Genomic DNA, 11,034 nt, shown 5'->3' with positions numbered 1-11,034 from the left:
GCGCGCCGTGCGGCGCGGCGGCACGGGTGGCCGGGGCCGTGGCGTCGCCGGGGCGAGCGCCCGCGCCCGGTGGTTCGGCACCGCGCCCCTCGGCCCGGCGGTCCGGTCCGGTGCGCGGTCCGGCGCCCGGCCCGGGAGCCGGGTCGGTGTCCGACCCGGCCTCCGGTCCGGGGTCCGGTGGCTCGGCGGTTCGGGGCGCGCGATGCGGCGCGGCCTGGTCCGGCACGGAACGCGCGAGGCCGGCGGCGAGGTGCGGAAGGCTCGCCGGAGGCGGCGTCGCCGCGTCGGATCGTCGGTCCTCCGGCCGTGCTTCACCCGTCGCCCCCCTCGGAATCTGATGACCCGTCACTTCGCTCCCCAGCGTCAGCCCGTACTCGACGCAGTCCCCCCGCTCCGGGACGATACACCAGGACGGTCACTCAGGGACAGGGTCGCAGTACTCTCCGTGACGGTCCAGGGGCTTGCAGGCAGCGCGTGTCGGGGGCGCGTACCACCCGGCCGGCCCAGCTCGGCCGGTCAGCCGGTGGTGAGCAGGACGTTGGCCTGCTCCTCGCCCGCCGCGAACCGCCGCAGCTGCCCCGCGATCAACCGCTTCGCCCTCGGCATGAAGGCGGAAGTGGAACCTCCGACATGGGGGCTGATCAGGACACCGGGAGCGTGCCACAGCGGATGCCCGGCCGGCAGCGGTTCGGGGTCGGTGACATCGAGTGCCGCCGTGATCCTGCCGCTCTCGACCTCCTTGAGCAGGGCCGCGGTGTCGACGACCGGCCCGCGGGCGACGTTCACCAGGAGCGCCCCGTCCTTCATCCGGCCGAGGAACCCGGCGTCGGCGAGATGCCTGGTCGCGGGCGTGAGCGGGGTGGAGAGCACGACGACATCGGCATCCGGAAGCAGCGCGGGCAGCTCCGTCAGGGGGTGGACCTCGCCGCGCGCTGTGGTGCGCGCGGAGCGTGCGACGCGCGACACCCGCGCGCACTCGAAGGGCGCGAGCCGGTCCTCGATGGCGGCGCCGATCGACCCGTACCCGACGATCAGGACGGACTTGTCGGCGAGGGCCGGGTAGAAGCCGGCGCGCCACTCCTCGGCGTCCTGGCCCCGTACGAAGCCGGGGATGCCGCGCAGCGAGGACAGGATCAGCGCGAGCGTCAGCTCGGCCGTGCTGGCCTCGTGGACGCCCTTCGCGTTGCAGACGGCGACGCCCGGGGGCAGCGAGCCGATGCCGGGGGTGACGTGGTCGATGCCCGCGGACAGGGTCTGCACCACCTTCAGCGAGGTCATCGCGGCCAGCGGCCGTACGGCGATCTCGGAGCCCTTCATGTACGGGACGACGTAGAAGGCGCAGTGCGCCGGGTCGGCCGGGAACTCCGGCCCGCCGTCCCAGAAGCGGTAGTTCAGCCCCGACGCGCCCGGTTCGGGGAGATCTTCGATCTCGTCCGCGGGAATCGGAAGCCACACGTCAGCGGTCGTGTTCGCGAGTCTCATGAGCGGGAGGCTATGCGAAGAATCCCGGGCGTCATTGGTTACTTTGGGGGACGGCACAGGGAGGGGTACCGGCAGGTGGAGCGCAGGACTATCGGGGCGACGGCGCTCGACGTGGGTGCGATCGGCCTGGGGTGCATGCCGATGAGCTGGGCGTACAGCCGTTCGGAACAGCGGGGTGACCGCTCGCTGCGGACCGTGCACGCGGCGCTGGACGCCGGGGTGAACCTGCTCGACACCGCCGACATGTACGGACCGTTCACCAACGAGCTTCTGGTGGGGCGGGTGTTGAAGGAGCGACGGGCGGACGCCTTCGTCTCGACGAAGTGCGGACTGCTCGTCGGCGACGGCGGCGAGCGCCGGCACGTGGTCGCCAACGGCAGGCCGGGATACGTCCGCCGGGCCTGCGACGCCTCGCTGCGACGGCTCCAGACCGATGTGATCGACCTCTACCAGCTGCACCGCGCGGACCCCGAGGTGCCGGTCGAGGAGACCTGGGGAGCGATGGCCGAGCTGGTCTCGGCCGGCAAGGTGCGGGCGCTCGGGCTCTGCGCCGTCGGCAGTCGCTCGGCCCGGCGGGGCGCGACCGGTGTCAGCCGTGACGGCTATGAGGGAACGATCCGCCAACTGGAGCGGATCCAGCAGGTGTTCCCGGTGGCGGCGGTGGAGGCCGAGCTGTCGGTGTGGTCCCAGGAGGCGCTGGTGCGGCTGCTGCCGTGGTGTGCGGCGCGGGGCGTCGGCTTCCTGGCGGCGATGCCCCTGGGGAACGGCTTCCTGACCGGGACGCTGACCCCGGGCGGCGGCTTCGAGCCGGACGATCCGCGGGCCCGGCACCCCCGCTTCACGGCGGAGATGATGGCGGCGAACCAGCCGCTGGTGGCGGGGCTGCGGCGGGTGGCCGCGCGGCACGGGGCGGAGGTCACCCCGGCACAGGTGGCGCTCGCCTGGGTGCTCGGCCGGGGGCGGCACGTCGTGCCGGTGCCGGGGGCGAAGCGGGAGCGCTGGGCGGTGGAGAACGCCCGGGCGGCCGGGCTGCGGCTGACGGCGGCGGACCTGGCGGAGATCGCGGCCCTTCCGGCGGCCCGGGGGTCCTGGGACTGAGGGTCTCGGCGGATCGCGGGAGCGGCTTGTCGCGGAGGTCGGGAACCTGATCGCGCCGGGCGGTGTATCAAGGGTGAAGGGATGCCGCTCGACTCATCGAAGGGGACCGTGCCATGAGCCGTCCTGCAGTTGTGAAGGCCCTGTGGGGCGCCGCCGTGCTGGTCCTGGTGGCGGGCTGCTCCTCGGGAGGTACGGAGGATCGGCCGGGTACGGCTCCGCCGACGTCGGCTTCGGCTTCGGCTTCGGCTTCGGCCACCGCCCCGGCGAGCCCGTCCGGCTCCGCCACCGCTCCCGCCGGCGGGCGGGTGACGGTGACGGGCACGCTCACCGAGGGGCTGCGGTCCCCCTGGGGGCTCGCCGAGCTGCCCGGCGGGGACCTGCTGGTCTCCTCGCGGGACGAGCGGACGATCACCAGGGTCGACGGACGGACCGGGGCGAAGACCCCGCTCGGCGAGGTGCCGGGGGTGGTGCCGGGCGGCGAGGGCGGGCTGATGGGCCTCGCCGTGCGGGACGGCTGGGTGTACGCGTATCTGACCGCCGAGTCGGACAACCGCATCGTGCGCATGCGGTACGGCGGCGCGGAGGGGGACCGGCTCGGCGCGCCGCAGCCGGTGCTGACCGGCATCCCGAAGGGGATCGTGCACAACGGCGGACGGATCGCGTTCGGGCCGGACCGGATGCTGTACGCGGGGACGGGCGAGACGGGCCGGACCGGTCTGGCCCAGGACCGGGAGTCGCTGGGCGGGAAGATCCTCCGGATGACACCGGAGGGCAGGCCGGCGCCCGGCAATCCCTTCCCCGGATCGGTGGTCTATTCGTACGGGCACCGCAATGTGCAGGGCATCGCCTGGGACGACGAGGGCCGCCTGTGGGCGGCCGAGTTCGGGCAGAACACCTGGGACGAGCTGAATCTGGTGGAGCCAGGGAAGAACTACGGCTGGCCTGAGGCCGAGGGGCGGACCGGGAAGGCCGGGTTCGTGGACCCGGTGGCCCAGTGGCCGACCTCGGAGGCCTCCCCCAGCGGGATCGCGTACGCCCGGGGCGCGATCTGGATGGCCGGACTCAGAGGCGAGCGGCTGTGGCGGGTCCCGCTCTCCGGGGCGGAACGCTCGGGGGACCCCCAGGCGTTCCTCTCGCAGGAGTACGGGCGCCTGCGCACGGTCCTCGCGGGGAGCGGCGGGCGGCTCTGGCTGGTGACCAGCGAAACCGACGGCCGGGGTACGCCCGGTCCCGGGGACGACAGGATTCTCCGGCTGGAGGTGAACTGAAGGAGCTGGTGACCGTGTTCGACCCGTTGGCGGAGCTGTTCGCGCCCGGCCGCAGGCACACCGAGGAGGAGCTCCGCAGGCAGGCGCTGACCAGGGAGGATCCGGGTGACGCCGACCCGTCACGGGGGCCGATAGACCTCACCTCGGGCCGTGTGACGATACGGGCCCCCCGCCGCCCGGCGGGGGACGCGGCGGGCGGCGGGCCCGGCGGGTCAGAGGGGCTTGCCGAGGAGGTGGAGGCGGTGGGTCAGGGCGGCGGCCTCGCCCCGCCCGGCGACGCCGAGCTTGGCGAGGATGTTGGAGACGTGGACGCTGGCCGTCTTGGGTGAGATGAAGAGTTCCTCGGCGATCTGACGGTTGGTGCGGCCGGCCGCGACGAGGCGCAGGACGTCCTGCTCGCGGGGGGTGAGACCGAAGGTGTCGTCCCCCGGCTCCGCGGGGGCCGGGACCTGCTTCTCCTCGGTCAGGGAGAGGCGGGCGCGGGCGGCGAGGAGCTCCACGTCCTCGCGGAGCGGGCGGGCGCCGAGACGGACCGCGGTGGCGTGGGCCTCCCGGAGCAGGGCCGTGGCCTCCTCACGGCGGCCGCCCTCGACGAGCAGGGCGTCGGCGAGGCGGTGGCGGGCGCGGGCCAGCTGGTACGGGCGATCGAGCGGTTCGTAGGCGGCGGCCACCTCGGCCCAGCGGGCTGCGGTCTCGCGGCCCTCGGCGCGGGCGATCTCCTCGGAGACCTGCCGGGAGTAGGCCTCCCAGACCGGGGCCGGGGCGGCGAGGGCGCGGACGCTGCGGCGGACCACGGCGAGCGCCTCGGCGCGGCCCTCGTCGGCGGCGGGCAGGCCCCGGCTGTCGGCCTCGGCGGTGACGGCGGTGAGGAGGAGGGGCCAGCCGTAGCGGTGGGTGCTGGGCGGGAAGCCGGCCTGTTCGGCGGCGGCCAGCTGGGTCCGGACGTCCTCGATGCGTCCCTCGGCGGCGGCCACGGCGATCTCGACCTGGGCCATGGGCAGGACGTACTGCGGGATCGAGTCACGGCTGCCGTAGGCGGCCCGGGCGTCGGCGAGGTGGCGGCGCGCCGCGTCGAGTTCGCCGCGGGCGACGGCGAGCTGGGCGAGGCGGAGGGAGGCCGAGCCGCGGGGCTTGCTGCTGGTGGCCGAGCGGAGGAGCCGGGTGGCGATCTCCCCGGTCTCGTCCCAGCTGCCGAGGGAGAAGAGGGACTCGGCCCGGTTGGCCTCGACCCAGCCGACGCTGTCGACGAGTCCGTAGGAGCGGGCGACGCGGATGCCGGTCTCGGCCACTTCGACGGCCTCCGCCGAGCGGCCGAGGGACTCCAGGGCGGAGGAGATGTTGATGTGGGCGCGGGCGGTCTCGGTGAACTGGCCGAGGTCCGCGGTGCGTTCCCGTACGGCGTGCATCTCGCGGAGTCCGGCCTCGACGTCGCCGGCGGCGGTCATGAGGGTGCCGAGGGTGAGCCGGGCGTTGAGTTCGATCGACTCGGCCTTGACGAGCCGCGCGTACTCGACGGCCCGTTCGGCGGCGGCGAGGGCGTCGTGGCCGGGGTTGCGGAGCATGCCCCAGCCGGCGGCTCCGACGAGGACCACGGCGTGGACGGCGGACGGCGGGAGGCCCTTGACGAGTTCCTGGGCGCGGGCGATCTCCTCCCAGCCGTCGCCGCGGCCGAGGTTGGACTGGAGGCGGGCCCGCTCGGTCCAGAACCAGGCGGCGCGCAGGGGGTCACCCGACTCGGCGTCGTCGAGGAGGCGCAGTGCCGTCTTGCCGATCTTCAGGGCGCGTTCGCGGTCGCCGCTGAGCCGGGCGGCGACGGCGGCCTCGGCGAGCAGGTCGAGGTAGCTGAGCGCGGCGGTCTCGGGGTCGCAGCCGCAGGCCGGGTAGGCCTCGGCGTAGTCCAGGGGCCGGAGCGAGCCCCGGATCTCGGCGGGGGCCTCGTCCCAGAGCTCCATGGCCCGTTCGAGGAGGCGGAGTTGCTCGGCGTAGGCGTGGCGCTTGCGGGTCGCGACGGAGGCGCTGAGGACGGCGGGCAGGGCCTTGGCCGGGTCGTGGGCGTGGTACCAGTACGTGGCGAGCCGGTTGGGGCGCTCGTCGGCCCGGACGAGCCCGGGGTCGGCCTCCAGGGCTTCGGCGTAGCGCCGGTTGAGGCGGGAGCGTTCGCCGGGCAGCAGGTCGTCGCTGACGGCCTCGCGGACCAGGGAGTGACGGAAGCGGTAGCCGTCGCCGTCGGGGACGGCGAGCAGGAGGTTGGCGCCGACGGCGGCCCGCAGGGCCTCGATGAGGTCGTCCTCGGCGAGCCGGGCGACGGCGGCGAGCAGTCCGTACTCGACGGTGGAGCCGCCCTCGGCGACGATCCTGGCGACCCGCTGGGCGTCCTCGGGGAGCGTCTCGACCCGGACGAGCAGGAGGTCGCGCAGGGAGTCGCTGAGCTGTCCCGCGGCGCAGCCGGCCTCGTGGGAGACGATGAGTTCCTCGACGAAGAAGGCGTTGCCGTCGGAGCGTTCGAAGACCTCCTCGACGAGCCCGGGGTCGGGTTCGGCGGCGAGGATGCCGGTGAGCTGGCGGTGTACCTCGGTGCGGGTGAAGCGGGCCAGTTCGATGCGGCGGATGGTGCGGAGCCGGTCGAGTTCGGCGAGGAGGGGGCGCAGCGGGTGGCGGCGGTGGATGTCGTCGGCGCGGTAGCTGGCGACGACCACGATGCGGCCGCGGCGCAGGGTGCGGAGGAGGTAGGTGAGCAGGTGCCGGGTGGAGGCGTCGGCCCAGTGCAGGTCTTCCAGGACGAGCACGATCGTACGGTCGGCGGCGAGCCGCTCCAGGAGCCGTACGGTCAGTTCGAAGAGGCGGGCGGTGGAGTCCTCGTCCGAGGACTCGTGGCTGCCGGGGTCGCCCAGTTCGGGGAGCAGCCGGGCGAGTTCCGCCTGCTGGCCGTCGGCCGCCGCGGCGAGTTCCCCGGGGAGGCGCCGGCGGAGCGAGCGCAGCGCGGTGGCGAAGGGGGCGAAGGGCAGTCCGTCGGCGCCGAGCTCGACGCAGCCGCCGAGCGCGACGACGGCGCCCCGCGCGCAGGCCGTGTCGAGGAACTCCTCGATGAGCCGGGTCTTGCCGACCCCCGCCTCGCCGCCGATGAGCAGGGCCTGGGGCTCCCCCGCGGTCGCGCGGGAGAGCGCCTCGGTGAGGGCGGTGAGTTCGCCGGCGCGGCCGACGAACACGGGACTGACTGACCTGGTCTCCACGGCGCCGAGCATCGCACAGCCGTCCGTGCCGTCGCTCATACGGGTGTCACGCGGCCCGGACGAAGCGCCCGCGTCCGCCGTCGCTCACCCGCCCCTCCGCGTCCTTGTCCCCGCTCCGGCGGCCGAGGCGGCGCAGGCCCCGGGCGGAGCCGACCGTCTCGGCGGCCTCGTGGGACAGCCGCTGGGCGGCTGCCTCACGGACGAGCTGGGCGTGGTTCATGCGGTGGAGTTCGTACTCGAACATCGGGTGCTCCCTGGTTCTTCTCGGGTTTCGGTATCGCTCCTTGCGATGCCTCCACTCTCGTTTCCCAGGGGGTGCGGTCACATCGGGCGTGTGCCGCATGTTCGGGGTGCGGGGGTCCTTAGGCGGGTCCCGGGGGTACTTAGGCCTCGCCCCGGGCTGCCCGGGGCAGGGGTCAGGATCCGGCGGTCGGCAGGCTCAGGAACAGGTCGAAGTAGGTACCGACCGACAGGAGCAGCCCCAGGCCGCCGAGGACGGCGCCGGCGACGGCGACCGAGCGGACCCAGGCGGGGCGCCCCGGGAGGACGAGCACGAGGACGGCGACGAGCAGGGCGATCAGCGCGAAGACGCCGTTGACCAGGGCGGTGCTGTGCCAGGCGTCGCCGTAGATCTCGGAGATCTGCTGGGCCGGGGTGCCGGACCCGGAGGTCTTGATCTGTCCGAGGAGGGTCTCGCGCTCGGAGACGACCTTGCCGGTCCAGGTGCCGGTGAGCGCGACGGCGCCGAGAGCGGCGGAGACCACGGCCGCGGCGGCGCCGCCGATGCCGGCGGAGGAGGGAGCCGACGCCTCGGCGAACAGCTCGTCGTCCTCGTCGGCGAGCTCGTCCGTGGCGGCGAGCTCGTCCGCGGCGGCCGGCGCGGTGGCGGGCTCGGCGTCCTGCTTGCCGAGCGCGACCGCGGCCTTCTCCTCGACGGGCGCGGCCGCCTCGGCGGTCCCGGCGGCGTCCGCGTTCTCGCCGGTCTTCTCTGTCGTCGTCTTGGTGTCCATGCGCGGCACGCTAGGCGCCCTGGATGAGAACCGTATGAGGAAAGCGGGCTACGAGGCCTTCGCCGCGCGCCACTCCGGCGCCAGGACGGCCCAGACCTCGGTGTCGGCGCGGACGCCGCGGTGCGGGTAGTTCTCCCGCAGGACGCCCTCGAGGGTCATGCCCAGGCGACGGGCGACGGCGATGCTCGGCCCGTTCTTCGCGGAGGCGTGCCACTCGACGCGGTGGATGCCGCGCTCCTCGATCGCCCAGTCGATGATGACCCGGCAGGCGCGGGTGATGAGACCCTTCCCGGCCGCGGAGGGCTCCAGCCAGCAACCCGCCTCCGCGGTGCCGTACGTGACGTCGAAGGTCCGGAAGAGGACGCCGCCGACGAGCGTGCCGCCGGTCCAGATGCCGTAGATGCGTCCGGTGTCGTTCGCGGCCTTCTCGGCGTACGAGCCGAGGAAGGAACGGGCGGAGTCGAGGTCCGCGACGACGTCGGCGAGGACGATGTGCTCGCCGATGAACGCGCGTCCGCGGTCCATGTGGGCGAGGAACTCCTCGGCGTTCGAGGGCTCCAGGGGCCTGAGCTCGGCACCGTCGTCACCCAGCGATATCGCGAACATCGTCGTTCCTCTCCTCCGCGGCCGGAGCCGCGGGCGCCGTCACTGCCATCACTGCCGTCACACGCTGAGCCGGTATTTTCCCACGCGCGTCGGCGGCCTCGCGGCACTCGGGCGTTTCGATGCTGATCCGGGGCAGCAGTCGGTCGAGCCACTTGGGCAGCCACCAGTTCGCCCCGCCGAGCATGTGCATGAGGGCGGGGACGAGCAGCGTGCGCAGCACGAAGGCGTCGAGGGCGACGGCCGCCGCGAGCGCGATGCCGAACATCGCGATGACCCGGTCGCCGGAGAGGACGAAGGCGAGGAAGACCGCGATCATGATCACGGCGGCGGAGTTGATGACGCGGCTGGTCTCGGCGAGGCCGACCCGCACCGCCCGCCGGTTGTCGCCGGTCTCCAGCCACTCCTCGTACATCCGGCTGACCAGGAAGACCTGGTAGTCCATGGAGAGCCCGAAGAGGACCGAGACCATGATCACCGGAAGGAAGGGCTCGATCGGCCCGGCGCTGCCGAGGCCGAGGAGCTCGCTCCCCCAGCCCCACTGGAAGATCGCCACGACGACGCCGAAGGCACCGGCGACGGCGGCCACGTTCATGGCGGCGGCCTTGAGCGGGATGCCGAGGGAGCGGAAGGCCAGCAGGAGCAGCAGACAGCCGAGCGCGATGACGACACCGACGAAGAGCGGCAGCTTGCCGATGATGATCTCGGCGAAGTCGTCGTACGAGGCCGTGACGCCGCCCACGTGGACGTCGAGCGAGGTGCCGCTCTCGGCCGCGGGGAGGACGTCCGTGCGGAGCCGGTCGACGAGCTCGCTGGTGGCCTTGGACTGGGGCGAGGAGTCGGGGACGACGGTGAGGACGGCGGTGTCGCCCGAGCTGTTGTAGGTGACCGGGGAGACGGAGGCGACGCCCTTGGTGGCGGACAGGGCCGCCGGCAGCCGGTCGAGGGCGACGCGGTCGTCGGCGCCGTCGAGCCCGGCGACCAGGGTGAGGGGGCCGTTCACGCCGGGGCCGAAGCCGTCGGCGATCAGGTCGTACGCCTGCCGTGTGGTCGCGGTGGCCGGGCCGTTGCCCTGGTCGGAGGTGCCCAGGTGGAGCGAGAGGGTGGGCAGCGCGAGGACGCCCATGACGACGGCGGCGACGATCCCGAGGAGCTTGGGGTGCCGCTCGACGAAGGCGGACCAGCGGGCGGCGAAGCCGGTGGGCAGCTCGGGCTGCGGCCCGTGCTCGGCGAGGGTCCGGCGTTCGCGCCGGGACAGCGCCCGCATGCCGATGAGGGAGAGCAGCGCCGGCAGGAGGGTGACGGAGGCCGCCACCGTGAGGACGACGGTGAGGGAGGCGGCGATGGCGACGCCGTTGAGGAAGCTGAGCCGCAGGATCAGCATGCCGAGCAGGGCGATGCAGACGGTGGCGCCGGCGAAGACGACGGCGCGGCCGGTGGTGGCGACGGCGGTCTCGGCGGCCTCGGCGACGGAGAGCCCGCGTTTCAGGCCCCTGCGGTGCCGGGTGACGATGAAGAGGGCGTAGTCGATGCCGACGCCGAGGCCGACGAGCATGCCGAGCATGGGGGCGAAGTCGGCGACGGTCATCAGATGGCCGAGGAGCACGATCCCGGAGTAGGCGATGCCGACGCTGACGAGCGCGGTCGCGATGGGGAGCGCGGAGGCGGCGAGGGAGCCGAAGGCGAGGAAGAGGACGACGGCCGCGACGGCGACGCCGACGACTTCGGCGATGTGTCCGCCGGGGGCTTCGGTGAGGGCGACGGCGCTGCCGCCGAGCTCGACCGAGAGGCTGTCGTTCGCGGCGGCCTTCGCGGTGTCGACGAGGGCGCGGGCCTGCGCCTCGGGGATGTCGTCGGCCTGCTCGTGGAAGGTGACGGTGGCGTAGGCGGTGTGCCCGTCCTCGCTGACCTGTCCGCGGGTGTCGCCGTACGGGGAGGTCACGGTGGCGATGCCGGGGAGTTCGGCGACCTGGTCGAGGACGGCGGTCATGCGGCGCTCGACGGCGTCGGCACGGACGCTTCCCTCGTCGGTGTGCCAGACGATGGTGTCGCTGTCACCGCCGAGGCCGTGGAAGCCGCGCTCCAGGAGGGCGGTGGCACGGCCGGACTCGGTGCCGGGGACCTCGTAGTCGTTGGAGTACGCGCTGCCGGCGACGACCGCCGCGGTGCCGACCCCGCCGAGAGCGACGAGCCACAGCAGGACGGCGACGAGGCGGTGCTTGATGCACCACCGTGCGATGGCTGCCAAAGGACGTGCTCCCTGGGTGGTTCGAGGATCTTCAGCGGGAACAGCCCGAAAAAGAACGCTTGACCTACGTGCGCCCACTGTGGCAGCCAAACGTG

General features: G+C 73.8%; 9 protein-coding genes. 3 read left to right on the top strand and 6 right to left on the bottom strand.

Translation table 11 applies throughout. The annotated features are described in order from the left end of the window. Positions 1-516: 516 nt before the first annotated feature. On the bottom strand, positions 517-1,482 hold the full coding sequence (locus ACFQ79_RS16000) for a 2-hydroxyacid dehydrogenase (RefSeq protein WP_383583536.1): 966 nt from the start codon (positions 1,480-1,482) through the stop codon (positions 517-519). A 75-nt stretch (positions 1,483-1,557) separates the two neighbouring features. Between ACFQ79_RS16000 and ACFQ79_RS15995 the strand changes: the two genes are divergently transcribed. The 3 genes from ACFQ79_RS15995 (at position 1,558) to ACFQ79_RS15985 (ending at position 4,177) form a co-directional block, all read left to right on the top strand. Continuing rightward, positions 1,558-2,580 (top strand): aldo/keto reductase, encoded by a 1,023-nt coding sequence (locus tag ACFQ79_RS15995; protein WP_383583533.1) that lies wholly within the window; start codon positions 1,558-1,560, stop codon positions 2,578-2,580. 113 nt (positions 2,581-2,693) lie between these two features. After that, entirely contained in the window at positions 2,694-3,848 is a 1,155-nt protein-coding gene (locus ACFQ79_RS15990) for a PQQ-dependent sugar dehydrogenase (protein WP_383583530.1), read from the top strand. 8 nt (positions 3,849-3,856) lie between these two features. Next, positions 3,857-4,177, top strand: coding sequence for a DUF6191 domain-containing protein (locus ACFQ79_RS15985; RefSeq protein ID WP_383583527.1), 321 nt, complete (start codon positions 3,857-3,859; stop codon positions 4,175-4,177). Here the strand turns inward: ACFQ79_RS15985 and ACFQ79_RS15980 are convergent. From ACFQ79_RS15980 to ACFQ79_RS15960, 5 genes are all read right to left on the bottom strand, one after another. After that, positions 4,061-7,117, bottom strand: a complete 3,057-nt coding sequence (locus ACFQ79_RS15980) for an AAA family ATPase (RefSeq protein ID WP_383583524.1) — start codon at positions 7,115-7,117, stop codon at positions 4,061-4,063. The genes ACFQ79_RS15985 and ACFQ79_RS15980 overlap by 117 nt on opposite strands. 7 nt (positions 7,118-7,124) lie before the next feature. Beyond that, positions 7,125-7,322, bottom strand: coding sequence for a hypothetical protein (locus tag ACFQ79_RS15975; protein ID WP_376572720.1), 198 nt, complete (start codon positions 7,320-7,322; stop codon positions 7,125-7,127). Between the two features lie 172 nt (positions 7,323-7,494). Further along, positions 7,495-8,088, bottom strand: a complete 594-nt coding sequence (locus ACFQ79_RS15970; protein WP_383583522.1) for a hypothetical protein — start codon at positions 8,086-8,088, stop codon at positions 7,495-7,497. Between the two features lie 48 nt (positions 8,089-8,136). Next, positions 8,137-8,694, bottom strand: a complete 558-nt coding sequence (locus ACFQ79_RS15965) for a GNAT family N-acetyltransferase (RefSeq protein ID WP_383583520.1) — start codon at positions 8,692-8,694, stop codon at positions 8,137-8,139. Beyond that, entirely contained in the window at positions 8,672-10,939 is a 2,268-nt protein-coding gene (locus tag ACFQ79_RS15960; protein ID WP_383583518.1) for an MMPL family transporter, read from the bottom strand. The genes ACFQ79_RS15965 and ACFQ79_RS15960 overlap by 23 nt, the downstream gene beginning before the upstream one ends. Positions 10,940-11,034 lie beyond the last annotated feature (95 nt).

It is taken from the genome of Streptomyces sp. NPDC056480, assembly GCF_042795405.1.
Taxonomy (GTDB): Bacteria; Actinomycetota; Actinomycetes; order Streptomycetales; family Streptomycetaceae; genus Streptomyces.
The sequence above is the reverse complement of the archived record's forward strand: the minus strand, read 5'-3'. Positions and strand labels throughout refer to the sequence as shown.